Source organism: Streptomyces abikoensis, assembly GCF_014648775.1.
In the GTDB taxonomy this organism is placed as follows: Bacteria; Actinomycetota; Actinomycetes; order Streptomycetales; family Streptomycetaceae; genus Streptomyces; species Streptomyces abikoensis.
This window is the reverse complement of the sequence record NZ_BMRT01000004.1, coordinates 526,048-551,805: the sequence shown is the minus strand read 5'-3', so window position 1 is coordinate 551,805 and position 25,758 is coordinate 526,048. Positions and strand designations below refer to the sequence as shown.

Sequence of the window (25,758 nt, the reverse complement as noted above, 5' to 3'; positions counted from 1 at the left end):
GTGGGGCGTCTGTTCGGTTCCCGTGCGGACGGAGTACCCGGAAACGGGAACGCCGGGGGTGACGGGCGCTCATGCCCGTCACCCCCGGCGGGGCGTACCGTCAGCGGTCGTAGGTGTAGAACTTCGTGTGGTCGAGCATGTCGGCCGGGGTCACGTTGTTCCACGGGCGCATCGTGTCCTTGAGGTCCACGACGTTGGTGGTGCCGCCGGTCGGCAGGTAGCCCGAGGTGGGGTGCATCCGCTGCCAGTCGGCCCACAGCTTGTCGATGAAGCAGTGGTGCAGCCAGAAGACCGGGTCGTTGGGGGAGACGCCGGTGGCCATCTGGCCGCCCATCCACACGTGGACGCGGTTGTGGAGGTTGACGCCGCGCCAGCCCTCGAGGTGGTTGCGGAAGCCGTCGGAGGCGCTGTTCCAGGGGGCCATGTCGTAGGTGGTCATGGCGAGCACGGAGTCGACCTCGGCGCGGGTGGGCAGCGCGCGGACGCTCGCGCCCATCTCCCGCTGGAGGTAGGGGCGGTCGTCGGCCGAGACGTTGATGTTCCACTGGCCGGTGGAGTACGCGAACGGGCCGGTGGTGACCTGCGCGTCGCGGCTGCGGCCGTTCCCGCCGAGGAAGTCGGCGGCGAATATGGAGGCCGTGACGGTGCGGTCGGCGGTCCAGTCCCAGTAGGGGAGCGTCACCGAGGAATCGATTCTCTGGAGCTCCTGCTCGAACTGGATGAGGAAGCGGCGGTGCCAGGGCAGGAAGGACGGCGAACGGTGGCCGACGCGGTCGGTGTCGTCGCCGTCGCTCATGATGAACTCGTTGTGCGTCCGCACGAATTCGTCGTACTTGCCGCTCTTCTTCAGCGCCAGCAGGGCGTTGACGAAGTTGCGCTTCTCCGTGGCCGTCAGGGTCGCCTGGTTCTTGCGCACTGCCATGGGGGTCTACGTCCTCTCGGTTCGGGGGACCGGCCGCGTCGGGCCGGACGGTCGGCAGTCGGCCGGGGTCAGCGGGTGGAGATCGGGACGAGCGCGGCGCCCTGGAGCTTGTCGACGGCGGCGCGGGTCAGCGCCAGCGGGTCGGCAAAGGTCTGGTAGTGGTTGATCACGCTGATCCACGTACCGTCCGCGTTCCGCATGACGTGCAGTTCCTTGCCGTCGATCGTCACGGCGAAGCCGCCGTGGTGGGCCTCGTGGCCACCGGTGACGGGCGTGCCGACGATGCGCCGGCCCTGGTAGACCTCGTCGAAGGGCTGGGGGCCGTGGGAGCCGTGCCCGGAGTGGTCCATGCCCGTGTGGTCCATGGGCATCGCGGCGCGGGTCGCCGCCATGGCGGCCGGAGCGGCGAGGGCCGCTCCGGCGACGGCTATCGCGGTGCCGCGCAGGACGACGCGGCGGGTGACGTTCTTCGACATGCGTGTATCCCCCCTCGGGATCTGTGGGTCGGGAGCAGGGGCTGTCACGAATGCTCAGCAACGCCCTTTTGAGGCGAGTTGCGGCAGTTCTTTGTCGTATTTCGTGATCAATCCATGCGTGGCCGGATGCTTGCACGATCTTGGAGAGAGGGGGAAATGGTTGACCCGAATACGGACATTGGGTATATGAATGGTCAACCAGTGGTAGGGGAGGAATTTCTGGCCAATCCCGCTATTGACGCGGGTGTCAGGAAGTCCACCGGGCCGGACCGGCCTCCCGCGAAGGATTTGCGGCGGACCGCCTCCACCGGTGACGTCTCTCACGACGTGAACATGACGCGAACATGGCGCCGCGCCGTGGATTCCGGCCGGGAAGGCCGGAGTCCACGGCGCGGTTTCCGCCGATCTCGTTCCGCGATCTCGTTCTGTCGTCCCCTACGCGAAGTGCTCCCGCAGCCGTGCGTACGCGGCGGCGGGCGCCCCGAGGTGGTCGAGGGCCAGCAGCGCCGCCCCCAGCACGGGCGGCGCGGTCACGACGCGGGGCACGGCCCGGGGCGCCCGTCCCGCCAGCCCCCGCACGACGCGTTCGTGGAGCAGTGGGTGACGGGCCGCCAGGACCGCGCCGCCCAGCACCACCGGCACCGCCGCCTCCAGCAGCCCCAGCCGGTCCAGGGCCGCCGAGGCCAGGGCCACCACCTCGTCGGCCTGCCGCGCCACGATCGCCCCGGCCACCGCGTCACCGGCGGCCGCCACCGCGAAGAGCACCGGCGCCAGTTCGTGCCGCCGCGCCCGCTCGATCCGCCCCAGGTGGAGGGCCTCGATCAGCTCCGGCATCGTGGACAGCCCGAAGTGGGCGGGGAGTTCCCGCGCCAGCGCCGTCGCCTCGCCGCGCCCGTCCGCCGCCCGGGCCGCCCACCACACCGCCTCCTCGGCCAGGTGCGCCCCGCCGCCCCAGTCGCCCGAGATCCGCCCGACGGCGGCGAACCGGGCTACCCGGCCCCCGGGCGCCAGCCCCGAGCAGTTGATCCCCGCCCCGCACACGACGGCGACGCCCGCCGGCTCGCCCTCGTCGGACAGCCCCGCGCGCAGCAGCGCGAAGGTGTCGTTGGCGACCCGGACGGGGGGATGCCCCGCCGGGTCGCCCGCCGCCCGGTTCCGCCGGGCGATCGCCCCCGCCAGCTCCGCCTCCTCCACCGGGAAGTCGGCGTTGGCGAGACAGGCCGAGAAGAGGCGGACGTCCAGTGGAAGGCCGAGCTCCGCCGCCGCGTCGGACATCGCCTCGGCGACGGCCGACTGGAGGGTGTCCACGGCCTGCTCGACGCCCACCGCGTGCGGCCGGAAGCCCCCGCCCCGTGCCCGGCCGAACACCGTGCCGTCCGTACCGGTGACGGCCACGTCGGTCTTGCTGTTGCCGGCGTCGATCGCCACGATCACGCCCACGCCAGGTGCTCCCGGTTGTGGTGGAGGAGGGCGTCCGTCAGCTTCTCCGCCCGGTCGGTCCGGCCGACGAGCGGATGGGCGAGGAGCGCCGTGAAGACCCGGTCCCGGCCGCCCTTGAGGGCCGCCTCCAGCGCCAGGTGCTCATAGGCCGTCACATGCGCGACGAGCCCGGCGAACAGCGGCTCCAGCGGCCGGACGGGCAGGGGGCGCGCCCCGGCCGCGTCCACCGCCGCCGGCACCTCGACGACGGCGTCGTCGGGGAGGAAGGGCAGGGTGCCGTTGTTGAGGGTGTTGACCACCTGGACGGGCCCGGTGCCGGTCAGCAGTGACGCCGTGAGCGCGACGGCGGCCTCCGAGTAGTAGGCCCCGCCGCGTTTGGCCAGCAGTTCCGGCTTGTGGTCCAGCGCCGGGTCGGCGTACATCGCCAGCAGCGTCCGCTCCATCTCCGCGACCTCGGCCGCCCGCGAGGGCTTCTTCCGCAGCTCCTCGACGACCGCGTCGTGCTCGTAGAAGTAGCGCAGGTAGTAGGAGGGGACGACGCCCAGCCGGTCCAGCAGCCGGCGCGGCATCCGCAGGTCCGCCGCGATGGCGTCGCCGTGTTCCGCGAGCAGCCCGGGCAGGACGTCCCGGCCGCCGACGCGCACCGCCCGTTCCCAGGTGAGGTGGTTCAGGCCGACGTGGTCCAGCTCGACCTCGCCGGGCGCCACCCCGAGCAGGGCGGCGAACTTCCGCTGGAAGCCGATGGCCACGTTGCACAGCCCGACAGCGCGGTGCCCGGCGGTCAGCAGGGCGCGGGTGACGATTCCGACGGGGTTGGTGAAGTCCACGATCCAGGCGCCGGGGTTGCGGCGGCGCACCCGTTCGGCGATGTCGAGGACCACCGGGACCGTCCGCAGGGCCTTGGCGAGACCGCCCGCGCCCGTGGTCTCCTGGCCCACGCAGCCGCACTCCAGCGGCCACGTCTCGTCCTTCTCGCGGGCCGCCTGGCCGCCGACGCGCAGCTGGAGCAGCACGGCGTCGGCGCCGTCGACGGCCGCGTCGAGGTCGTCGGTCCAGGTGACCCGGCCCGGGTGGCCCTGGGCGGCGAGGATGCGCCGCGCCAGGCCGCCGACCGGTTCCAGCCGCTCGGCGGCGGGGTCGACGAGGACGAGCTCCTCGACGGCGAGGACGTCCCGCAGCCGTGCGAATCCGTCGACGAGTTCGGGGGTGTAGGTGGAGCCACCACCCACTACTGCGAGCTTCAACCCTTGACTCCTGTCAGTGTGACGCCTTCGACGAAGGCCTTCTGGGCGAAGAAGAAGACGGCGATGACCGGTGCCATGACCAGCAGGGTGGCGGCCATCGTCAGATTCCAGTTGACGCTGTGGGCGCTCTTGAAGGACTCCAGGCCGTAACTCAGCGTCCAGGCGCCCGGGTTCTGCGCTGCGTAGATCTGTGGCCCGAAGTAATCGTTCCAGCAGGCGAAGAACTGAAACAGCGCGACCGCCGCGATGCCCGGCTTCGCCATCGGCACGACGACGCGCAGCAGGGTGCGCAGTTCGCCGCAGCCGTCCAGCCGCGCGGCCTCCGTGTACTCGGCGGGGATGGTGAGCAGGAACTGCCGCAGCAGGAAGATCGAGTACGCGTCGCCGAACGCCAGCGGCACGATCAGCGGCCACAGCGTCCCCGACAGGTGCAGTTGCTGGGCCCACACCAGGTACATGGGGATGACGACGACCTGTGGCGGCAGCGTCATCGTGGCGATCACGAGGACGAGCGCGGTCCGCCGGCCACGGAAGCGGAACCGCGCGAGCGCGTAGGCGACCGGGAGGGAGGAGCACACGGTGAACAGGGTGCCCAGCCCGGCGTACAGCAGCGAGTTCCGCCACCAGGTGAGGAAGCCGGGGGTGCGGAGGACCTCCGCGTAGTTGGACCAGTGCCAGGAGCGCGGCCACAGCTCGCCGCTCATGGCCTGGTCGTCGCTCATCACGGAGGTGAGGAGGACGAAGACGAACGGCAGGGTGAAGAAGAGCGCCGCGGCGACGGCGACGGTGTGCACGGCGATCCAGTGGAGGACGCGTCCTCGCTTCATGGGTCCGGTCCTCGGTCTCACGGCCGGTCCTCCGCCCCGAGCAGCCCGGCGCGGCCGCGCATCAGCAGCGAGGCGGCGGCCATGGCGACGGCGAACAGCACCAAGGAGAGCACGCACGCGGCGCCGGTGTTGAAGTGCTGGAAGCCGAGCGAGTAGACGAGCTGGGTCACGGTGAGCGTGGAGTGGTCCGGATAACCGGGCTGGACGGGCGTGCCGGGGCCGACGCTGACGCCGGAGGCGAGCTTCCCGGCGACGAGCGCCTGGGTGTAGTACTGCATCGTCTGCACGACTCCCGTCACGACCGCGAACATCACCACCGGGGTGATCGCAGGCCAGGTGACATAGCGGAACGTCGCGACGGGCCCGGCGCCGTCGAGCTGGGCGGCCTCGTACCGCTCCTTGGGCACGTCCAGCAGGGCGGCCAGGAAGATCACCATCAGGTCGCCGATGCCCCACAGCGACAGCAGCACCAGCGAGGGCTTGGCCCAGTGGGGGTCGCCCCACCAGTCGGGCGCGGGGACGCCGAGCGCCGTGAGGGCGTCGTTCACCGGGCCGGTGCCCGGGTTGAGGAGGAAGACGAAGGCCACCGTCGCCGCCACGGGCGGGGCGAGGTAGGGCAGGTAGAAGGCGGTGCGGAAGAAGCCCGCGCCCGTCTTCACCTTGGTGACCAGCAGTCCGGTGCCCAGCCCGAAGACGACGCGCAGGGCCACCATGACCACGACCAGCCACAGCGTGTTCCACAGCGCGGGCCCGAACAGCGGCATCTGCGTGAACACGTACGTCCAGTTGCGCAGTCCCACGAAGGACGGGGGCTGGATCTGGTTGTAGCGCGTGAAGGAGAAGTAGACGGTGGCGATCAGCGGATAGCCGAAGAAGACGGTGAAGCCGATCAGCCAGGGTGAGAGGAAGCCTAGGACGCGCAGGCGTTCCCGGGCGCGCCGGCGGCGTGCGCCGGGAGCGGTGGCGAGGTGTGCCATGACAGGGCCTTCGTCGGGTGGCGGGCGGCGGGGGCGGCGGCGGGTCAGCCGGCGGTCTGGCGGGTGTCGTCGTCGATCCGCCGGTCGAGGCGGCGCAGCCCCCGGTCCAGGTCGGGGACCCGGCCCGCCTCGCTGTCGTAGCCGAAGTCCCGCAGGGCGATGAGGTACATCCCGCCGTTGGCCGAGGGCGGCACGGAGACGCTGTGCGGGTCGCCGGCGATGCCGACGAAGGTGCGGAAGGCGGGGTCGGCGTCGAGCGCGGGGGAGGCGAGCGCGGCCTTGGTGGAGGGCACGTTGTGGATGGCGTTCGCGAAGGCGACGACCTGATCGGTGTCGGTCGTCAGGAACCGCACCAGCTCCCAGGCCGCGTTCTGGTGCCGGCTGCTGTGGGCGATGCCGATGACCGTGCCGGTGAGGCAGCCGCGCCCGTAGGCGTCGGCCTGGTCGTCGGGCACGGGCAGCGGGGCCGTGCCCCAGCGGAAGTCCGTGCCGGCCTCCTTGAGCATCCGGCCGCGCCATTCACCGTCCAGGAGCATGGCGACCTTCCCCGTGCGGAAGGCGTTCTGGGAGGACATCTCCTCGCCGAAGGTGGTGCGGTGGCGCTCCAGCGGGCCGTATCCCCCAAGGGCGGTGACCAGGCCCCGCTGGAAGCTGAGGAATCGTTTGGTCGAGGGCTCCCGGGCGAGCCGGGACCTCCCGTCGGCGTCGAACCAGGTGGGCGCCCACTGGGCGAAGAGCCGCTCCGGGCTGTTCTCGTAGAACCGGAAGCCGGGCATGAATCCGAGCTGTTCGTACGAGCCCCCGGCGCTCCGCCGGGTGAGCCTGCGGGCCGCCTCCGCGAACTCCGACATCGTGCGCGGCGGCCGGGTGATGCCGGCCTTCTCGAAGGCGTCGCGGTTGTAGTAGAGGCCGTAGGCGTCGGCGAGCAGCGGGAGGGCGCACTGGGTGCCCCGGTAGGAGCTGTAGTCGAGGAGGGGCTTGGGGAAGACCGCCGCCTTGTCCACGCCGGACTTCCGCAGGAAGGGGTCGAGGTCGGCCCACATCCCCGAGGAGCAGTACTGGCCGACGTTGTCGGTGGTGAAGGACGACACCACATCCGGTGTGGCGCCCCCGCCCGCCCGCAGGGCCTGGTTGACGGTCTCGTCCGTGACGTTCCCGGTCGTCACCACCCGGATGTTGGGGTGCCGCCGCTCGAACCGGGCGATCGCGGCGTCGACGGCCGCGACCTCGCTCCGCTGCGACCAGCCGTGCCAGAACCGGAGGGTCACCGGGCGGGCCGGGTCGTCCTCGGCGCTGCCGACGGCGGGGCGGGCGCAGCCGGAGAGCAGTAACCCGGCCGTCGTGAGAAGGAGGACGAGCGAGGGGAGCGGGGAGCGGTGTCGTAATCGCTGCATGACGGAGCTTCCTTGGCGGCGGTGGACGGGGGTCGCGCGGTGGGGGGAAGCCGGTGGAGGGGGCAAGCCGGTGGATCAGGGGCCAGGCGGTGGAGCAGGGTCAGGCGGTGTCGAAGACGTCGTTCCGGGCGTCGGTGAGTGCGGTGCGCAGGGCGCCGATGAGGATGGCGGAGCCCGTCACCTCGCTCAGCCGCAGCCGGGGCCGGGGCAGGGCGAGCCCGGTCAGCCCGGCCTCGACCACCGCGCGCAGCCGCTCGCCGCCGGCCCGGCAGACCACGCCCGAGAGCACGATCAGCTCCGGGTCGACGACGGCGACGATCGCCGCGAGCCCGGTGGCGACGCGCGAGCCCAGCTCGGCGAGGAAGGCATCGGCGGCCGGGCCGGGGGTGCGCGCCGCCTGTTCGAGCGCCTCGGGGCCCGAGGGGGCGTCGAAGCCGTGCTCGCGCGCCAGCCGGGCCACGGCCAGGACGCCCACGAGCCTCTCGAAGCCGCCCCCGCCGTCCGGGGCCTTCAGCGCCTCGCCGCGGGCCAGCGGGGCGCCGGGCAGGGGCATGTAGCCGACCTCGCCGGCCCCGCCCGTCGCCCCGCGCAGCAGCCTGCCGCCGAGGACGATGGCCGCGCCGACGCCCTCGTCGATCCAGACCAGGACGTAGTCGTCGGTGTCGCGCGCGGCACCGGTGTGGCGCTCGGCGACGGCGGCGAGGTTGACGTCGTTCTCGATGACGACCGGGGTGCCGATGACCTCGGCGAGCTCGGCACGCAGGGTGCGCGAGTGCCAGCCGGGCAGGTGGGGGGCGTAGCGCAGGGTGCCGGTGTTCGGGTCGACGGCGCCGGGGGTGCCGATGACCGTGCGGTGGAGGGCCTCGTGGCCGAGGCCACAGGCGGCCAGCGCGCCGTCGACGGCGGCGGCCACCAGCGCGGCGGTGCGGCCCGGCGTCCCCTCGTCCGTGACATCGGCCTCGACGCGGTGCTCGCCGAGCACGGTGCCCGTGATGTCCGCGACGGCGGCCGAGATGCCCTTCTCGTCGACGGCGAGGCCGGCCACGTGGGCGACCGAGGGGTTCACCTCGTACAGCTGGGCGTTGGGGCCGGGGCGGCCGGTGACGTTGCCGACGGCGCGCACGAGCCCGCCGGCCTCCAGCCGGGCGAGCAGCTGGGAGGCGGTGGGCTTGGACAGCCCGGTGAGCTCGCCGAGGCGGGTGCGGGTCAGGGGACCGTGGCTGATCAGCAGGTCCAGCGCGGCGCGGTCGTTCATCGCCCGCAGGACACGGGGTGTCCCGGGGATTCCGGTTCCGGCCATCGCGTGTGGTCCCCCGCCCTCGAGGTGTCCCTCGAACAGTCTGTAAAGAAACTTTCCTATCGTTTGCCCAGGACGTTAGGCGCAGGTCAGCGCACCGTCAAGGAGTCCGGAGCAGCGGAATCGGTTCTTCCGAGGCAAAAATAACGCGACATGGCGGCATGCCCGCCGGTAGGTTCCCGACGCATGGAACCACTGGGCGACAGCGAGATACGCGCCTCTTTCGTCAACTGCTCGAAGGGCGAGGCCCGCAGGATGAGCCTGCCCCGGGAGCTCGACGGGCTCCCCTGGGCCGACCTGGACTTCCTGGGCTGGCGGGACCCGGGCGCCCCGGACCGGGGCTATCTCGTCGCCGAGCGGGCCGGTGAGCTGGTGGGCGTCACCCTGCGGGTGCCGCAGGGCGGGCCCCGGGCGCTGACGAAGACCACCATGTGCTCGCTGTGCCTGACCGCCCACGGCGGTTCGGGCGTGTCCCTGCTGGCCGCCCGCAAGGTCGGGGCCTCCGGCCGCGACGGCAACACGGTCGGCGCCTATATGTGCGCGGACCTGGCCTGCCCGCTGTACGTGCGGGGGAAGAAGACGCCGCTGATGGCCATGCGCTACAAGGAGTCCCTCTCCGTCGAGGAGCGCCTGGACCGGCTGCGCGGCAACCTCGACGAATTCCTGGACAAGGTCCTCCAGGAGGGCTGACGCCCCCGCAGGCCAGAGAAGCCAAGGGCCCCCTCGCCACATCGGCGGCGAGGGGGCCCTCTGCTGTCCCGGGGGTGCTACGGCTTGCCGAGCGTCACGCCCGTCGGCGCCGGCGGTATCGGCGCCGTGGCCAGCGACTGCGGGGAGGTGGGGTTGGCCATGGCGGACGGGGCGGCGACGGCCGTCGCCGCGTCCGCCGCCGGCGCCGCCGTCCGCAGCTCCTGCTCGTGCGGCTGGCCGACGATGGCGATGCCCTCGGCGTCCAGGGCGCGCTTGATGCGCCAGCGCAGCTCGCGCTCCACGGAGAGCGCCTTGCCCGGCACCGTCTTGGCCGACACGCGGACGACCACCGAGTCGAGGTAGACGGCGTTCAGGCCCAGCACCTCGACGGGCTCCCACAGCCGCTCGCTCCACGGCTCGGCCTTCTGCATCTCCTCGCCGGTGCGCTCGATCACCGCGCGCACCCGGTCCAGGTCCTCGTCCGAGCGCACCTGGACGTCGACGCCCGCGGTCGCCCAGCCCTGGCTGAGGTTGCCGATCCGCTTGACCTCGCCGTTGCGGACGTACCAGATCTCGCCGTCGGCGCCGCGCAGCTTGGTCACGCGCAGCCCGACCTCGATGACGGTGCCCTTGGCGACGCCCGCGTCGACCTCGTCGCCGACGCCGTACTGGTCCTCGAGGATCATGAAGACGCCCGAGAGGAAGTCGGTCACGAGATTCCGGGCGCCGAAACCGATGGCCACACCGGCCACACCGGCGCTGGCCAGCAGCGGCGCGAGGTTGATCTTGAGGACGGAGAGCACGGTCAGCGCCGCCGTACCCATGATCAGGAACGAGGCGACGCTCCGCAGCACCGAGCCGATGGCCTCGGAGCGCTGGCGCCGCCGCTCGGCGTTGACCAGCAGGCTGCCCAGAGCCGTGCCGTCGACGGCCTGGGCGGTGCGGTTCATCCGCGCTATCAGCTTGGTGATGCCCCGGCGGATCAGGGAGCGCATGGCCACCGCGATCACGATGATCAGCACGATCCGCAGGCCGTTGGTCAGCCAGACGGACCAGTTCTGCTCGACCCAGCCCGCGGCGTCGTTCGCCGTGCGTTGGGCCTCGTCCAGGGACACCGGGCGGGGTGTCGCGTCTGTGGCCAGAACAGCGGACCGGAACACAGCAGAAATCCTCCGATAGGGGACGTCGCCCGCGGCGAGGAGTGGTGCGGGCCGATTCACCACACTAACGGGGCAGACGGAATGCTCCGTTGTTGTGTTCGAGAAGGGGCATGTCTTGCGCGTGCGTGGCCGTGATTGTCCTGGGTGTGCTCCAAAACACCTGAGACCCGTTACCCGATGATGGTGGCGCTCGTGGCGGGGACCAGGGGACACTTGCAGGAGATCGTCCCGGCGCGAGCCACGCGCCGCCGGCGTACAAGGAGGCACCCGTGCCGCATGTCCTGGTCCTCAACGCGTCGTACGAGCCGCTCGGCGTCGTACCGCTCCGCCGCGCGCTCATACTCGTCCTCAATGAGAAGGCCGTCAGCCTCGAGGACACCGGCGCCTTTCTGCACAGCGCGACCTGCACCATCCCCGCACCCAGCGTCGTCCGCCTGAAGCGCTTCGTGCGGGTGCCCTTTCGGGGCCCCGTCCCGCTCACCCGCCGTGCCCTCTTCGCCCGGGACGGCGGACGCTGCGCGTACTGCGGTGGCGTCGCAACCAGCGTCGACCACGTCGTCCCGCGCAGCCGCGGCGGCCAGCACAACTGGGAGAACGTGGTGGCGGCCTGCCGCCGCTGCAACCACGTCAAGGCCGACCGGCACGTCTGGGAGCTCGGCTGGCGGCTGCGCCACCAGCCCGCGCCGCCGTCCGGCCTGGCGTGGCGGATCATCGGCACGGGCCATAGGGACCCGCGCTGGCTTCCCTATCTGGAGGCATACGGCGCGGAGGACGCGATGGCCCGGATCGACGGCATTTCCGCCTGAGACCACCGGGCCGTCGTCGTTTCCGGGCAGGGGCGGGCGGCGCCGGGCAGGGCCCGGCGCCGCCGCTCAGGAGCCCTTGGCGGCCTGCACCGCGTAGGCCTCCACCTCCCACAGCGAATAGCCGAAGCGGGTGGCCCGCTTCTCGCCCTGGACGCGCACGAACCGCGCGTCCGGCGCGTCCATGCGCACCGACTCCACGCCGCCCTTGCCGTCGGTGACCACCGCCGCGTCCCGCCAGGTGCGGCCGTCCGGCGAGACCTGGACGCGGTAGCGCAGCGGGTGGGCGTCCTGCCAGCGGAGCACCAGCCGGCCCAGCCGGACGGGCCGGGCCAGCTCCAGCTGCCACCAGGCGGCGTCGGTGTGCGGGGACGACCAGCGGGTGCGCGGATCGCCGTCGATCGCGGCCGAGGCGGGGAAGGCGGCCGTCTCGTCGCCGGAGGACGTCGCCCGGGCGCCGCGCGCCAGGTCCGGGCCGCCGGTCGGCGGATACGCCCGGACGGTGACCGTCTTCTCCTGCCCGGCCAGCCGGACGGGCACCGTGAACGTCCCGGCGGGCGCCCCCGCCGGCACCGCCAGCTCGACGCGGGCCGTGGTCACGCCCCCGCGCACGGCGGTGAGCTCGGCCGGGGCCTTGACGTTCACGCCCGTCGGCGCGGCCACGGTGAGCCGCTCCTTGATGGCCTCCGGCCGTTGATTGATCATGCGGAGCTCGACGACCGCGGGCCGCCCGCCGATCTCCGCGTCCGTGTCGCCGCCCGTCAGCTCGACGGTGGCGGTGGGGCTGTCGGCGAACCACGGGGTGAGCTCGTGCACCGCCGGCGGCGTGGCGCCGCCGTCCCACACCACGCGCAGCGCGTCGGCCTTGACGCCCTTGCCCGGCAGCTGGGTCCAGCCGCCGTCCGCGACCCGGCCCAGCGGCTGCCAGCCCCGGGCCGGATCATGGGCCTCGACCACGCCGCCCGCCCCGGGCGCGGGCTGGGTGAGCAGGGTGACCACCGTCAGCGGACGCGGCTGGGGCAGCCGTACGGACAGCGGGACCCCCGGCTTGGGGGTGACGGCCGTGGCCGGATCGCCGTCGGTGGCCGCGCCCGCCGTGCGCAGCGGCCGGTCGACGCCGGTCCAGCCGTTGGCCCGGGCCAGGGCCGTCTCCAGGAACGGCAGCAGCACGCCCTTGCCGACGGTCGCCCGCTCCTTCGTGATCGTCTCGCGCAGCCGCTGGACGTCCAGCTGGGCCTGCCAGGCCGCCGCGCCGTCGCCCCGCGCCTGCGCGGTGATCATGTCCACGGCCCGGCCGCCCGCCTCGCCGTACCGGCCCAGCTGGTCCAGCCACGGCCGGATCTCGCCGCCGAGCAGCGGGGCGAGCCGCGCGGGGGCGTCGGCCATGGTGCGGAAGGCCGCCTTCAGCCGGTCGGCGGCCTCCGTCAGCTTTCCCGCGTCGGCCGTGCCCTGGGCGTCCCAGAAGGCGTCCAGCAGCGGGCGCAGATACGCCGACTCCTCGCCGCCGAGCACCGAGGACGCGTCGTTCGCGGCGAGCGCCCGCAGGGCCTCACGCGTCGCCGCGTCGCCCGGCTCCCCGCCCGCGAGGTCGTCGACGGCCGCCCGCCAGGACTCGTCGGGCCGGTAGCCGCGCGGGTTCCACGCGAAGTCGGCGGCGGTGAACAGCGGGATGCGCGAAGCGGTGGGCTGCGCCGCCGCGTTGGCCAGCAGCGCCACGGACCCCGCGGCCACGGCCGGCTCGCGGCCGGTGTACGGGCCGAGGAAGATACGGTCCTGCGCGAAGTCGTTGACCGGGTAGTTGTCCATGGTCACCAGCGGGTGCGCCAACGCCGCCCGGGCGTCGGCCAGTTCGCCGCCGGTGATGGTCTTCGGCACCACCCCGACCCCCGTCCAGGCCACCTCCACCCGGCGGTCCAGCGCCTCGGCCAGCGCGCGCCGGAAGGCGGTGCGCCCGTCCTGGTAGTACTCGGTCGGCAGCAGCGACAGCGGGGCCGCCTCCGAGCCCTTGGCCGCCAGGTGCTTCGCCAGCTCGCCCGCGACCTTCGCCTGCGCCTTCGCGGCCGCCTTCGGACCCGAGCCGAACGCGTCCGCGTCGGCGTCGCAGTGCCACTCGCTGTAGCTGACGTCCTGGAACTGCAGCTGGAAGGCGCGCACCCCCAGGGCCCACATCGCGTCGACCTTGCGCTTGAGCGCCCGCATGTCCGAGACCGACGAGAAGCACATCCCCTGCCCCGGCGAGACCGCCCAGCCCAGCGTCACGTGGTTGCGGCGGGCCCGCTCGGCCAGCTCCCGGAACTCCGCGCGCCGCTCGGCGGGGTAGGGGGCGCGCCAGCGGGCCGTGCGGTAGGGGTCGTCGCCGGGCGCGTAGAGATAGCGGTTCTGCTTGGTGCGGCCCAGGAAGTCCAGTTGCGCCAGCCGCTGCTGGTGCGACCACGGCTGCCCGTAGAAGCCCTCGGTCAGCCCGCGCACCGCCGTGCCCGGCCAGTCGCGGATCACGGCCCCCGCGAACGCGCGGCCCCCGTCGTGCGCCACGGCCAGTTGCCGCAGCGTCTGCGCCGCGTGGAAGAGCCCGTCCTCGCCCACGCCCGCCAGCGCCACCACCGGCCGGCCGTCCACCTGCCCGGTGGCCAGCCGGTAGCCGCCCATGGGCAGGTCGCCGACCGGCTGGGCGCCCAGCGCCCGCAGCGCGGCCTCGGCCGCCTGCCCGCCCGCGTAGACGATCAGGCCGCCGGCCGGCGGGGTGCCGCCCGGCTGCGCGTCGACGACCGTCCGGGCGCCCTGGGCGCGCAGCACCTCCCGCAGCGCCTCCAGGGCGTACTGGTCGGTGCCCTGGTCGGCCATCAGCGTGACCTCGTCGCCCACCCGCGCGTAGCCGCCCAGGGCCCGCGCCGACTGGGGGCGCGGCCACACCGGCGGCAGGCCCCCGGCGCTCTCCCGGTCCGGGGAGCCGGGTGAACCGGCGGCGGCCGACGCGGCGTCACCCGGCAGGGGGTCGGCCACGGCGTCCCCGGCCCCGCCGAGCAGCCCGCCGAGGAGCGCGGCCGCCAGCACCGTGACCCCGGCGCGGCGCGGTCCGGGACGCCCCAGGCGCCCCGTGCCCACGGCCCGGCCGGTCCGCTCGCTTCCGTGGGGCATGGTTCTTCTCCTCCGGACGCGTTGCGGGACGAAGTGCGGGACCCGGGTGCGGGACCAAGGTGCGGGGCGGTGCCCCGGAAAAGCCGCCACGAGCCCATCACCAGCGCTGATGGCATGTCAACGCAGCTGACCGAACTGCCGGTAATGCCCGGCGGGATGTACGGATGTGTCGTCCGCCGCGCGGAGTGGGTAGGCAGCAGGAGCAGTCGGCGGCGGCGACCACGGAGGTCCGGATGGACAGAGCACGCCTCGCCGAGCTGCACGGCGTCGCCACGTCCTACGAGCCCGCGCCCGGCAGCGTCGTCCGCGTCCCCGAGGACACGCTCGTCGCCGTCCTCGCCGCGCTGGGCGTCGACGCCTCCACGCCCCGGGCCGTCCGGGACGCCCTGGCGGCCCGCGAGCAGGCCGAGCGCGGCCGGCTGTTGCCCCCGGCCGTCGTCCTGCGCGGCCGCACGGGCGGCCCGCCGCCGCTCCCCGAGGGCACGGCCCTGAGCGTCGAGACGGAGGACGGCGCCACGCTCCCCTGGAACGCCGGGCCCCTCCCGTACGGCGGGCACGTCCTGCGCGCCCGGACCCCCGACGGGCGGACCGCGAGCGCGCCGCTGATCGTCGCGCCCGAGCGGCTGCCCGTGCCCCCGGAGCGCGGCCACGGCTTCCTCGTCCAGCTCTACTCCCTGCTGTCCGCCCGCTCCTGGGGCATGGGGGATCTCGGCGACCTCGCCGACCTCGCGGCCTGGGCCGGCCGCTGTGCCGGTTCCGACTTCCTCCAGATCAACCCCCTCCACGCGGCCGTCCCCGGACCGCCCACCGACCCCTCGCCCTACCGCCCCTCCTCCCGCCGCTTCCCCGACCCCGTCCATCTGCGCGTCGAGGAGATCCCCGAGTTCGCCTACCTGACCGGGGCGGCGCGCGAGGAGGTGGAGACGCTGCTCGCCCGCGCCGCCGTCCTCCGCGAGGCCGTCCTGCGCCACGGCGCGCTGATCGACCGCGACGCCGTCTGGGAGCTCAAGCGCCGGGCGCTGGAGCTGCTGCGGGCCGTCCCCGCGTCCCCCGGCCGCCGGGCCGCCTACGCCGCCTTCCTCGCCGAGGGCGGCCAGGCCCTCGACGACCACTCCACCTGGTGCGCCCTCGCCGAGGCGCACGGCCCCGACTGGCGGTCCTGGCCCGCCGGCCTGCGCGACCCCCGCTCCGCCCGCACCGCCCGCGCCCGCGGCGAGCTGCTGGACCGCGTCGACTTCCACTGCTGGCTCGCCTGGCTCACCGACGGGCAGCTGGCCGCCGCCCAGCGGGCCGCCCGCGAGGCGGGCATGCGCGTCGGCCTCGTCCACGACCTGGCCGTCGGCGTCCACCCCTCCGGCGCCGACGCCTGGGCCCAGCAGGACGCCTTCGCCGCCGGGATGTCCATCGGCGCGCCCCCCGACGCCTTCAGCCCCCACGGCCAGGACTGGGGCCTGCCGCCCTGGCGCCCCGACGCCCTCGCCGCCACCGGCTACGCCCCCTACCGCGATCTGCTGCGCGGGCTGCTGCGGCACGCGGGGGCGCTGCGGATCGACCATGTGATGGGCCTGTTCCGGCTCTGGTGGGTGCCCCGGGGCCACGAGCCCCGGCGCGGCGCCTACGTGCGCTACGACGCCGAGGCGATGCTGGGCGTCCTCGCCCTGGAGGCGCACCGGGCGGGCGCCGCCGTCATCGGCGAGGACCTGGGCACCGTCGAGCCCGGCGTCCGGGAGGCGCTGGCCGAGCGCGGGGTGCTCGGCACCTCGGTGCTCTGGTTCGAGCGGGACTACGAAAACGCCGCGAGTGGCGAGGCGGATCCCGAGCCCCTGCCCCCGGAGCGCTGGCGCGAGGCATGCCTGGCCACCGCCACCACCCACGACCTGCCCAGCACCGCCGCCCGGCTGACCGGCGACCACGTGGCGCTGCGGCACCGGCTCGGGCTGCTCACCCGGCCGCTCGCCGTCGAGCAGCGCGAGGACGCGGCGGACGTCGCCCGCTGGCTGGCCGCCCTCGGCCGGCTGGGCCTGCTGCCGGAAGGGCCCGGCGACGAGGAGGCGGCGGTCCTGGCCGTCCACCGCTTCCTGCTGCGCACCCCGGCCCGGCTGGTGGGCGTCTGGCTGCCGGACGCGGTGGGGGACCGCCGCCCGCAGAACCTGCCGGGCACCTGGGACCAGTACCCGAACTGGCGGCTGCCCGTGGCCGACGCCTCGGGCCGGCCGCTGTCGCTGGAGGAGCTGGTGGCCTCGCCCCGGCTCCAGGCCCTGGTGGACGAGGTGCGGCGGTGGGGCGGACGCCCATAGGCCACCCCGGGCGCGCGGCTCTCATGCCGGTCCGATAATTTGAGGCTGTGAGCAATAAGGTCAACAAGAACGCCGTGCGCGCCGGTGCGATCTCCGCCGGCACGCTGCTGATGCTGCTGATGTCGTCCCCCGCGTTCGCGCTCACCCGCGACGACGGTGACGACCCGGGCCCCGGCCTGAGCGTGATCAACACGCTCGGCCTCTACGTGGCCGCGCCGATCGTCCTCTTCCTGGTCATCGCGGGCCTGACGATGGTCCTCGCCAGGAACTCCGACAACACCGCCACCCACGCCGTCAACACCCACCACTCGCGCTGACACCACCGCGCGGGAGCGAAAGCCGACACCTTCGAGGTGTCGGCTTTTTTGTTGCCCATTTCACTGTAGAGGCCACGGGCTTTGGCGTTCGGGCGACGGTTAACCTACGGTGTCGTAACCTACGCCACCGTAGGTGATGATCGTTCTGGAGCTGCCCGTGACCATCGCCCCCCCTTCCCACGGCTCGGCCGTCTGGAGCGACAGCCGCCTGCTGTACGCGCTCGAGGAAGTCGTCGAGACCGAGCTGAACCGCCACCTGAAGGTCGCCAAGGAATGGATGCCGCACGAGTACGTGCCGTGGAGCGACGGGCGGAACTTCGACGGCGTCATGGAGGGCGAGGCCTGGGCGCCCGAGCAGTCCAAGGTCAGTGACATCGGGCGCACCGCCCTCGTCGTCAACCTGCTGACCGAGGACAACCTCCCCAGCTACCACCACGAGATCGCCCAGCTCTTCGGCCGCGACGGGGCCTGGGGCACGTGGGTGCACCGCTGGACGGCGGAGGAGGGGCGGCACGGCATCGTCATGCGCGACTACCTGCTCACCTCGCGCGCCGTCGACCCGGTGGCGCTGGAGCGGTTCCGGATGGCGCACATGTCGGAGGGCTTCGAGTCCGACAACCGGCACAGCATGCTGCACTCGGTGGCCTACGTCGCCTTCCAGGAGCTGGCCACGCGGATCTCGCACCGCAACACCGGCCACCACTCGGGTGACCCGGTCTGCGACCGGATGCTCTCGCGGATCGCCACCGACGAGAACCTCCACATGGTCTTCTACCGCAACCTGCTCAAGCAGGCCTTCGTACTGGCGCCCGACCAGACGATGAGCGCGGTGCGGGACGTCGTCACCGGCTTCCGGATGCCGGGACACGGCATCCCGGGCTTCGAGCGGGCGGCCGCCACGATGGCGATCGGGGGGATCTACAACCTGCGGATCCACCACGACGACGTGCTGCAGCCGGTGCTGCGCTTCCTGAAGGTCCTGGAGATCGACGGGCTGGGCCCGGAGGGGCTGCAGGCCCAGGAGGAACTGGGCCTGTTCATGGCGGACCTGGACGAGCAGGGCCGCAAGTTCGACGAGCGCCGCCAGGCGATCCTCGCTCGCCGGGCGGCTCGCCAGGGCTGAGGGCCCCTCGGCCCGGGGTTGTGGACAGGCGTTCCGCAGGGCGGAACGGGTGGGCACAACCCACCCGCGGCCTGCACCGCACCCCGGGCCGGAGCGAGAACTACGCGGTGGCCGCCGCGTCCGCCGCCTGCGCCTTGAGCGCCCGCTCGACGCCCGCGCGGGACTCGGTCACCAGCCGCCGCAGCGCGGCGTTCGGCTCGGCCGAGGCGAGCCAGGCGTCCGTCGCGTCCAGTGTCTCCTGCGAGACCTGGAGCGCCGGGTACAGCCCGACCGCGATCTGCTGGGCCATCTCGTGGCTGCGCTTGTCCCAGACGTCCTTGACGACCGCGAAGTACCGCTCCGCGTACGGCGCGAGGAGGTCGCGCTGGTCGGCCTGCTGGAAGCCGCTGATCACCGACTCCTGGACCGCGTTGGGCAGCTTGTCGGACTCGACGACCGACGCCCACGCCTCGGCCTTGGCCTCCGCCGTCGGGCGGGCGGCCCGGGCCCACGCGGCGTGCTCCTCGCCCGCCGACGTCCTGTCGCGCTCCAGCTCCGCCGCGATGGCCTTCTCGTCGGCGCGGCCCGTCGCGGCCAGCCGGCCGAGCAGGTCCCAGCGCAGGTCGGTGTCGACGGTCAGGCCCTCGACGGTCTCGGTGCCGTCCAGCAGCCCGGCGAGCAGGTCGAGCTGCTCGGCGGTGCGGGCGGTGGCCGCGAAGGCGCGGGCCCAGGACAGCTGGTGGTCGCTGCCGGGCTCCGCCGCGCGCAGGTGGGTGAGCGTCGCCTCGGTCCACTTCGCCAGGCCCGTCTCGCGCCAGGCCGGGGCCGCGTAGAGGTCCAGGGCGGTCTTGACCTGGCGCTGGAGGGACTGGACGACGCCGATGTCCGACTCCTTGGCGATGCCGGAGAGCACCAGGTCCAGGTAGTCGCGGGTGGCCATCTCGCCGTCGCGGGTCATGTCCCAGGCCGAGGCCCAGCTCAGGGCGCGGGGGAGGGACTCGGCGAAGTCGCCCAGGTGCTGGGTGACGGTCGCCAGGGACTCGGCGTCCAGGCGGACCTTGGCGTACGACAGGTCGTCGTCGTTGAGCAGGACGACCGCCGGGCGGCGCTTGCCGACCAGCTGCGGGACGTCGGTCAGCGCGCCGTCGACGTCCAGCTCGACGCGCTCGTCGCGGACGAGCTTGCCGTCCTCGAGCTCGTAGAGGCCGATCGCGATGCGGTGCGGGCGCAGGGTCGGCTCGCCCTTGGCGCCGGCGGGGAGGGCCGGGGCCTCCTGGCGGACGGCGAAGGCGGTGATGACGCCGTCGGCGTCCGTGGTGATCTCGGGCCGCAGGATGTTGATGCCGGCGGTCTCCAGCCACTTCCTCGACCAGGCCGAGAGGTCGCGGCCGGAGGTCTTCTCCAGGGCGCCCAGCAGGTCGGACAGGCGGGTGTTGCCGTAGGCGTGGGCCTTGAAGTACGCCTGCACGCCCTGGAAGAAGGCGTCCATGCCGACGTAGGCGACGAGCTGCTTGAGGACGGACGCGCCCTTGGCGTAGGTGATGCCGTCGAAGTTGACCAGGACGTCGTCCAGGTCGCGGATCTCCGCCATGATCGGGTGGGTGGAGGGCAGCTGGTCCTGCCGGTAGGCCCAGGTCTTCATGGAGTTGGCGAACGTGGTCCACGAGTGGGGCCACTTGCTGCCGGGCGCGTAGGCCTGGCAGGCGATGGAGGTGTACGTGGCGAACGACTCGTTCAGCCAGAGGTCGTTCCACCACTCCATGGTGACCAGGTCGCCGAACCACATGTGGGCCAGCTCGTGGAGGATCGTCTCGGCGCGCAGCTCGTAGGAGGCGTCCGTGACCTTCGAGCGGAACACGTACTGGTCGCGGATGGTGACCGCGCCCGCGTTCTCCATGGCGCCGGCGTTGAACTCCGGCACGAAGAGCTGGTCGTACTTGGCGAAGGGGTAGGCGTAGTCGAACTTCTCCTGGAACCAGTCGAAGCCCTGCCGCGTGACCTCGAAGATCGCGTCCGCGTCGAGGAACTCGGCGAGCGAGGGGCGGCAGTAGATGCCCAGGGGGACGGACTGGCCGTCCTTCTCGTAGCTGCTGTGCACCGAGTGGTACGGGCCCGCGATCAGCGCGGTGATGTACGTCGAGATGCGCGGGGTCGGCTCGAAGCGCCAGACGTTGTCGGCGGGGCGCTCCGGCGTGGGGGAGTTCGAGATGACCGTCCAGCCCTCGGGGGCCTTGACGGTGAACCGGAACGTCGCCTTCAGGTCGGGCTGCTCGAAGGAGGCGAAGACGCGGCGGGCGTCCGGCACCTCGAACTGGGTGTACAGGTAGGCCTGCTGGTCGACCGGGTCCACGAAGCGGTGGAGGCCCTCGCCGGTGTTGGTGTACGCGCAGTCCGCGACGACCTTCAGCTCGTTGCGCCCGGCCGCCAGGCCCGGCAGCGCGATGCGGCTGTCCTTGAAGACGTCGGCCGCGGCCAGCGCGGTGCCGTTGAGGACGACCTCGTGCACCGTGGGCGCGACCAGGTCGATGAAGGTCTCCGCGCCCGCCTCGGCGGAGTCGAAGCGCACGGTGGTCACGGACCGGTAGGTGCCGCCGTCCTGGGCACCGGAGAGGTCGAGCTCGATCTCGTACGAGTCCACGCTGAGCAGCCGCGCCCGCTCCTGTGCCTCTTCGCGGGTCAGATTCGTACCGGGCACCTGGCCATCTCCTTCACGTCGCGATGTTCCGGCCATCCTTCCACGCCGTGCCCGGGACGTCGCCCTCCGTACGCTGACGGCGGATGAACGAAGGGGCGGGCCGTGGCGGCCCGCCCCTCGCGTCGCTTTTCGCCCGGCGTCAGCCGCGGAGCTCCTCGGCGACGAGCTCCGCGATCTGGACGGCGTTCAGCGCGGCGCCCTTGCGGAGGTTGTCGTTGGAGAGGAACAGCGCCAGGCCGTGCTCGACGGTCTCGTCGACGCGGATGCGGCCGACGTAGGAGGCGTCCTTGCCGGCCGCCTGGAGCGGGGTCGGGATCTCGGAGAGCTCGACGCCGGGGGCGGCCGCCAGCAGCTCGTAGGCGCGCTCGACGCTGATCGGCCGCTCGAAGCGGGCGTTGACCTGCAGCGAGTGGCCGGAGAAGACCGGGACGCGGACACAGGTGCCGGAAACCTTGAGCTCCGGGATGTCCAGGATCTTGCGGGACTCGTGGCGGAGCTTCTGCTCCTCGTCGGTCTCGAAGAGGCCGTCGTCGACGATCGAGCCGGCCATCGGCAGCACGTTGAAGGCGATGGTGCGCTTGTAGACACCGGGCTCCGGGAACTCCACGGCCTCGCCGTCGTGGGCGAGCTCGGTGGCCCGGTCGGCGACCGCGCGCACCTGGCCGTCGAGCTCGGCCACACCGGCCAGGCCGGAGCCGGAGACCGCCTGGTAGGTGGTGGCGATCAGGGCGGTCAGCCCCGCCTCCTCGTGCAGCGGCTTGAGGACCGGCATGGCGGCCATCGTGGTGCAGTTCGGGTTGGCGATGATGCCCTTGGGGCGGTTCGCGATCGCGTCCGGGTTGACCTCGGAGACGACCAGCGGCACCTCGGGGTCGCGACGCCAGGCGGAGGAGTTGTCGATGACGACGGCACCCTGCGCGGCGACCTTCTCGGCCAGCGCCTTGGAGGTGGCGCCACCGGCGGAGAAGAGCACGATGTCCAGGCCGGAGTAGTCGGCGGTGGCCGCGTCCTCGACGGCGATCTCCGTGTCGCCCCAGGGCAGGGTCGTACCGGCGGAGCGGGCCGAGGCGAACAGCCGCAGCGTGTCGACCGGGAATTTGCGCTCGGCGAGGATCTTGCGCATGACTCCGCCGACCTGGCCGGTCGCTCCGACGATTCCGATCCTCACGAGGACTCCCTACTCGCGTTCAGCACGTGCGTTCTACGACGGCTGGCGTGGTGCGTACGGTTCCCATCATGCGGTGCCACCCGCCCCATAAGTCCAATCGGTTGTCCGAGGGACGGGACGGGGCGGGCGCCCCCGTGGCCGCCCGCCCCGTCCGTCATGAGCCCCGGAGGGTTACGGCAGGACCTTCTCGATCTTCACGCTGCCGGTCCCGGCGACCGTGCCGGCCGCGTTGACCAGCTGGACGTCGCCGAAGAAGGAGCGGCCCTCGGGAGCCGCGCCGGCGACCACGACCTGGGCCGTGAGCTGCGCGGACTGGCCCGCGCCCAGCTTGACCGGGTCCGCGGCGGCCTTGATCTCGCCCAGGGAGGGGGCGAAGTACACGTCGCGGTAGTCGTAGGCGGTGCTGCCCGCCGGGACGGAGTAGCCGCTGACCTCGATCGTGTACTCGCCGGCGGCGGGCTTGGCCAGCGTGACCAGCTCGTCCGAGCCGCCGGTGGCGGAGGAACCGACGACCTTGCCGTCCTTGAGGACGGTCAGGTCCAGGTCGGCCTTGGGGTCGGCGGTGCCGCCGATCGCGGCCTCGAAGCGGGTGACGCCCTCGCCGAGGGTGACCGTGGTGGTCTGCTTCTCACCCTGCTTGATCACCGGCCGGGCGATCTTCGAGGAGCCCAGCCGGCCGCCCTTCAGGGTGCCGTCCAGGGCCGCGAAGCCGTTGGTGGCCTTCCAGGAGACGGCCACCGGGGTGCCGACCTTGGCCTCGGCGACGGTCTGGACCGCCGGCTCGAAGGTGGTGCCGAGCGCCGAGGCCGTCAGGGTGTAGGGGTTGTCCAGCAGCGGGGAGGTGCGGCGGGACTCGACCTCGATCTCCCAGACGCCGGGCACCGGGGCGGCGTAGGTCCGCAGGTCCGGGCGGCAGGTGTTCGCCGCGTTCTTGTAGTTCGGGTAGCAGTTGACCGTGGAGACGGGGTCGACCGGTACGCCGTAGGGGTTGATCGCTATGAACCGGGTCTGGCTGCCGGCGGCCAGCCCGCCGAGGGCCACCTCAAGGGTCTTGGCGCCCTTGGGGACGGTCACGAAGTACGAGGTGGACGCGTTGCGCGTGGCCTTGGCCGTCTTCTTCACCACGTACGACGGCTGCGCGAGCGGCTCGGCGACCACGACGGTCGTCATGATCTGCTGGTCGATTCCCTCGGTGCGGTCGTCGTTCACGGTGAGGATCGCGCTGTGGATGCCCGCCGTCTTCGCCTTGGCCCGGACCTTGACGGTCACCGGCTTGTTCAGCGGCAGCTTGACCTCGTCGTCGCCGACCAGCGAGAACGTGCCGTCGTTGGTCTTCCACTCCAGCTCGTGCCACACGGGCCTGTCCGGGCCGGAGGTACGGGTGACGGTGATGTCGTACGTACGGCTCTCGCCGGCCTTGAGGCCGCCCTCGCGGTCGTAGAGGCCGGTGCCGAAGCCGGGGGTCTTCAGCGCGCCGGAGAGCGCGGTGGAGACGGGGGCCTTGACCGTGTAGGCATGGGCGGTCGCGCCCTCGCGCAGCGCCTCCCACGCCTCGACGACGTCGATGAGGCCGGAGCCCTGCTCGTACGCCTGCGCACCCTTGATCTTCTTCGCGGTGCTGGTGAGCGCCGTGCGCAGATCGGCCGGGGTGAGCTTCGTCTTCTTCTGCTTGGCGGCCGAGATCAGCAGCGCCGAGGCGCCCGCGGCCTGCGGGGAGGCCATCGAGGTGCCCTGGAGCATGCCGTAGCCGGGCGGCAGGTCGTAGCCGGACTCGGCGACGGGGGCGCCGGGCTCCCAGGTCGGGGTGGTGTTGATCGAGGCACCCGGGGCGGTGATCGTCGGGGTGAAGCCGCCGTCCTCGCGCGGGCCGCGCGAGGAGAAGGGCATCATCGCGTACGGGGTCCTCACCTCGGAGCCGTAGTTGGCGGCCCAGGTCTCCTTGGAGACGGACGCGCCGACGCTGAGGACCTTGTCGGCCAGGCCGGGGTCGCCGATGGTGTTGGCGCCGGGGCCGCTGTTGCCCGCGGAGATCACCAGCTGGACGCCGTAGGTGTCGATGAGCCGGGTGTAGAGCTCGGAGCGGGCGTTGTTGCCGTCGTTGAGCGCCGGCAGGCCGCCGATCGACATGTTGACGATGTCCACGCCGCGGTTGACGACGAGGTCGATCATGCCCTCGGTGAGCGCCACGTTGGTGCAGCCGCCCGACCAGGTGCAGGCCCGGGAGGAGACGAGCTTGGCGCCGGGCGCCGCGCCGTTCATCTTCCCGCCGAAGAGGCCGTTGGCGGCCGTGATGCCCGCGACGTGGGTGCCGTGCTCGGACTCGATGAGGCCGATGCTGACGAAGTCGGCCTTCTTGCCGACCCAGTCGCCGCCCTTGGGGTCCATCGGCACGTCCTTGCGGATCTGCACGACGAAGGGGATGCGCTCGGCGATCGGGGTGGCGGGGTCGTCCTTGCCGAAGTACCCGACCTGGAAGCCGTCCTTGTACGGCTTCATCTCCTCGTCGTTCCCGAAGTTCCCGTCGTCGTCCAGGTCGACCCGGACGGTGCCCTTGGCCTTGTCGTAGAGGACCACCCAGGAGTCGGTGGTGTCGCCGTCCCGGTTGAGGTCGCCCTTCATGTCGCCGCCGGCCGTGACGTTCTCCCGGAACAGGGCCACCTGGTACGTGCCCGGGCCGGGCGCGGTGTAGGTGCGGCCGCCTACGGAGAAGCTCGGGCCGGTCACGTCCCGCGTCATCGGCAGCCAGGTGCCGTCCGCGTCCGCCAGGGGGTCGGTCGAGGTGACCCAGTCGACGATCTTGCGCTCGCCGGTGCTGGTCTTCTGCAGCGCCGGGTGCCCGAGGTCGATGCCGGAGTCCAGGATGCCGATGGTCACGCCCCGGCCGTCGGCCTTGGGGTGGTCCTTGACGAAGTCCACGGCACCGGTCTCGAAGGCCGGCTGGTACGGGTTCTTCGCCGGGGTGTCCTTGCCGGGCGCCGGGTACTTCTTGTCCTTGGCGAGCTTCGGCGCGCCCTGGGCTGCTTTTCCGGAGTCCCCACGGGTCGACGGGTCCGGGAGCGGGATCTCCTGCTTGAGGTCGATGCCGTGCACCGAGGCCAGCTTCTTGGCCTCGTCGATGGCGGCGTCGGCCTTGGCGGTGGGGACGGTCGCCCGGACGTAGCCGAGCTTGTCGTAGGCCTGGCCCACCGAGGCGCCCTTGATCGCGTCCAGCTTCGCGGCGACCTGCCCGGTCTGGCCGGGAGCGGTGGCGATCATCATGGTGACGGTCTTGTCGCCCTCGGCCTTGGCCTTGGCGAGGAGGCCCGCGTCGTGCGAACCGAGCTTGTCGGAGGCGGACTTCACCGGGCCCGGGGCCGGCTGGGGGTCGTCCGCGAAGGCGGGCGCGGCACCCGCGGCGGTGAGCGCGGCCACGAGGGAGGCCGCGAGGGCTATTCGGGTCGCGCGTCTCGCGCCGCCCGGCGCGATCGGGGCGTCGGGGGTGGGGGTGGTCATGGGCATCCCTGGGCTGGAAGTGATGGGGCGACAGCAAAATCAGCGGAAAGTGCACAACGCTGGGCACCACGACGCGGCGTCCGAAAATCGGAGCCGGATGAGCGATCACTTTTATGGAAGTGATGCGGGTTTGGGGAGAGTTGCCAGGGCAGGAATATAAAGATGGCGTAAACCCGCCACCCGCCAGGTGGGATGAAGCGGGACGGAGGCCGTGAAGCGGTCGGCACCTTCCCTTGGCTCAGCTCCTGTAGGACAAACGGACTAAAAGACTGCGTCCAAGGGTGGCCCAGGGCTTCCCGCGCGGGTGAACGCTGAGTGAGCG

The 25,758-nt window shown here is 72.7% G+C and carries 18 protein-coding genes; 5 read left to right on the top strand and 13 right to left on the bottom strand.

Annotated features, from left to right (window positions below; all coding sequences use genetic code 11):
* Positions 1-100: 100 nt before the first annotated feature.
* The 8 genes from melC2 to IE096_RS16695 form a co-directional block, all read right to left on the bottom strand.
* The gene (melC2, locus tag IE096_RS16730; RefSeq protein ID WP_189452411.1) at positions 101-922 is read right to left on the bottom strand and encodes a tyrosinase MelC2; all 822 of its coding nucleotides are present in this window, start codon (positions 920-922) and stop codon (positions 101-103) included.
* A gap of 68 nt (positions 923-990) precedes the next feature.
* The gene (gene melC1 / locus IE096_RS16725) at positions 991-1,398 is read right to left on the bottom strand and encodes an apotyrosinase chaperone MelC1 (RefSeq protein WP_189452409.1); all 408 of its coding nucleotides are present in this window, start codon (positions 1,396-1,398) and stop codon (positions 991-993) included.
* Between the two features lie 435 nt (positions 1,399-1,833).
* The gene (locus IE096_RS16720) at positions 1,834-2,838 is read right to left on the bottom strand and encodes an N-acetylglucosamine kinase (protein ID WP_189452406.1); all 1,005 of its coding nucleotides are present in this window, start codon (positions 2,836-2,838) and stop codon (positions 1,834-1,836) included.
* Positions 2,829-4,082: a 6-phospho-beta-glucosidase gene (locus tag IE096_RS16715; protein ID WP_189452404.1), complete on the bottom strand. Its 1,254-nt coding sequence runs from the start codon at positions 4,080-4,082 to the stop codon at positions 2,829-2,831. Before IE096_RS16715 ends, IE096_RS16720 begins: the two co-directional genes overlap by 10 nt.
* On the bottom strand, positions 4,079-4,909 hold the full coding sequence (locus IE096_RS16710) for a carbohydrate ABC transporter permease (RefSeq protein ID WP_189452402.1): 831 nt from the start codon (positions 4,907-4,909) through the stop codon (positions 4,079-4,081). Before IE096_RS16710 ends, IE096_RS16715 begins: the two co-directional genes overlap by 4 nt.
* Positions 4,910-4,926: 17 nt before the next feature.
* The gene (locus IE096_RS16705) at positions 4,927-5,886 is read right to left on the bottom strand and encodes a carbohydrate ABC transporter permease (protein WP_189452400.1); all 960 of its coding nucleotides are present in this window, start codon (positions 5,884-5,886) and stop codon (positions 4,927-4,929) included.
* 44 nt (positions 5,887-5,930) lie between these two features.
* Positions 5,931-7,280 (bottom strand): ABC transporter substrate-binding protein, encoded by a 1,350-nt coding sequence (locus IE096_RS16700; RefSeq protein WP_189452398.1) that lies wholly within the window; start codon positions 7,278-7,280, stop codon positions 5,931-5,933.
* Between the two features lie 100 nt (positions 7,281-7,380).
* Positions 7,381-8,535 carry an ROK family transcriptional regulator gene (locus IE096_RS16695; protein ID WP_189452396.1) on the bottom strand — a complete coding sequence of 385 codons (1,155 nt, stop codon included), beginning with the start codon at positions 8,533-8,535 and terminating at the stop codon, positions 7,381-7,383.
* 228 nt (positions 8,536-8,763) lie between these two features.
* Here IE096_RS16695 and IE096_RS16690 point away from each other — a divergent pair, with 228 nt between their 5' ends.
* Positions 8,764-9,267, top strand: coding sequence for an FBP domain-containing protein (locus IE096_RS16690; protein ID WP_189452394.1), 504 nt, complete (start codon positions 8,764-8,766; stop codon positions 9,265-9,267).
* Between the two features lie 77 nt (positions 9,268-9,344).
* Here the strand turns inward: IE096_RS16690 and IE096_RS16685 are convergent, their stop codons facing one another.
* Positions 9,345-10,427, bottom strand: a complete 1,083-nt coding sequence (locus IE096_RS16685) for a mechanosensitive ion channel family protein (protein WP_189452392.1) — start codon at positions 10,425-10,427, stop codon at positions 9,345-9,347.
* A gap of 269 nt (positions 10,428-10,696) precedes the next feature.
* Here IE096_RS16685 and IE096_RS16680 point away from each other — a divergent pair, with 269 nt between their 5' ends.
* Positions 10,697-11,233: an HNH endonuclease gene (locus IE096_RS16680; RefSeq protein ID WP_126914175.1), complete on the top strand. Its 537-nt coding sequence runs from the start codon at positions 10,697-10,699 to the stop codon at positions 11,231-11,233.
* A 66-nt stretch (positions 11,234-11,299) separates the two neighbouring features.
* Here the strand turns inward: IE096_RS16680 and IE096_RS16675 are convergent, their stop codons facing one another.
* Positions 11,300-14,365, bottom strand: coding sequence for a glycoside hydrolase family 84 protein (locus IE096_RS16675; protein ID WP_189452390.1), 3,066 nt, complete (start codon positions 14,363-14,365; stop codon positions 11,300-11,302).
* A gap of 233 nt (positions 14,366-14,598) precedes the next feature.
* Here IE096_RS16675 and malQ point away from each other — a divergent pair, with 233 nt between their 5' ends.
* From malQ to IE096_RS16660, 3 genes are all read left to right on the top strand, one after another.
* On the top strand, positions 14,599-16,662 hold the full coding sequence (gene malQ, locus IE096_RS16670; RefSeq protein WP_189452388.1) for a 4-alpha-glucanotransferase: 2,064 nt from the start codon (positions 14,599-14,601) through the stop codon (positions 16,660-16,662).
* Positions 16,663-16,709: 47 nt separating this feature from the next.
* Positions 16,710-16,979, top strand: coding sequence for a hypothetical protein (locus IE096_RS16665; protein WP_189452386.1), 270 nt, complete (start codon positions 16,710-16,712; stop codon positions 16,977-16,979).
* A 157-nt stretch (positions 16,980-17,136) separates the two neighbouring features.
* The gene (locus IE096_RS16660) at positions 17,137-18,102 is read left to right on the top strand and encodes an acyl-ACP desaturase (protein WP_373298148.1); all 966 of its coding nucleotides are present in this window, start codon (positions 17,137-17,139) and stop codon (positions 18,100-18,102) included.
* Positions 18,103-18,202: 100 nt separating this feature from the next.
* On the opposite strand, the gene pepN is transcribed toward IE096_RS16660, so the two are convergent.
* The 3 genes from pepN to IE096_RS16645 form a co-directional block, all read right to left on the bottom strand.
* A complete protein-coding gene (gene pepN / locus IE096_RS16655; protein ID WP_189452384.1) occupies positions 18,203-20,776 on the bottom strand; it encodes an aminopeptidase N in 2,574 nt (857 codons plus the stop codon).
* Positions 20,777-20,915: 139 nt separating this feature from the next.
* Complete coding sequence (locus tag IE096_RS16650; RefSeq protein ID WP_189452382.1) at positions 20,916-21,944, bottom strand: aspartate-semialdehyde dehydrogenase; 1,029 nt, start codon at positions 21,942-21,944, stop codon at positions 20,916-20,918.
* Between the two features lie 171 nt (positions 21,945-22,115).
* The gene (locus IE096_RS16645; protein WP_189452380.1) at positions 22,116-25,436 is read right to left on the bottom strand and encodes a S8 family serine peptidase; all 3,321 of its coding nucleotides are present in this window, start codon (positions 25,434-25,436) and stop codon (positions 22,116-22,118) included.
* Between the last annotated feature and the right edge of the window lie 322 nt (positions 25,437-25,758).

What these genes read in the sequence shown, in the direction of transcription:
- melC2 (WP_189452411.1), bottom strand. Translation starts at nt 922, where the DNA reads ATGGCAGTGCGCAAGAACCAGGCGACCCTGACGGCCACGGAGAAGCGC.
- melC1 (WP_189452409.1), bottom strand. Translation starts at nt 1,398, where the DNA reads ATGTCGAAGAACGTCACCCGCCGCGTCGTCCTGCGCGGCACCGCGATA.
- IE096_RS16710 (WP_189452402.1), bottom strand. Translation starts at nt 4,909, where the DNA reads ATGAAGCGAGGACGCGTCCTCCACTGGATCGCCGTGCACACCGTCGCC.
- IE096_RS16705 (WP_189452400.1), bottom strand. Translation starts at nt 5,886, where the DNA reads ATGGCACACCTCGCCACCGCTCCCGGCGCACGCCGCCGGCGCGCCCGG.
- IE096_RS16700 (WP_189452398.1), bottom strand. Translation starts at nt 7,280, where the DNA reads ATGCAGCGATTACGACACCGCTCCCCGCTCCCCTCGCTCGTCCTCCTT.
- IE096_RS16695 (WP_189452396.1), bottom strand. Translation starts at nt 8,535, where the DNA reads ATGAACGACCGCGCCGCGCTGGACCTGCTGATCAGCCACGGTCCCCTG.
- IE096_RS16690 (WP_189452394.1), top strand. Translation starts at nt 8,764, where the DNA reads ATGGAACCACTGGGCGACAGCGAGATACGCGCCTCTTTCGTCAACTGC.
- IE096_RS16675 (WP_189452390.1), bottom strand. Translation starts at nt 14,365, where the DNA reads ATGCCCCACGGAAGCGAGCGGACCGGCCGGGCCGTGGGCACGGGGCGC.
- malQ (WP_189452388.1), top strand. Translation starts at nt 14,599, where the DNA reads ATGGACAGAGCACGCCTCGCCGAGCTGCACGGCGTCGCCACGTCCTAC.
- IE096_RS16645 (WP_189452380.1), bottom strand. Translation starts at nt 25,436, where the DNA reads ATGACCACCCCCACCCCCGACGCCCCGATCGCGCCGGGCGGCGCGAGA.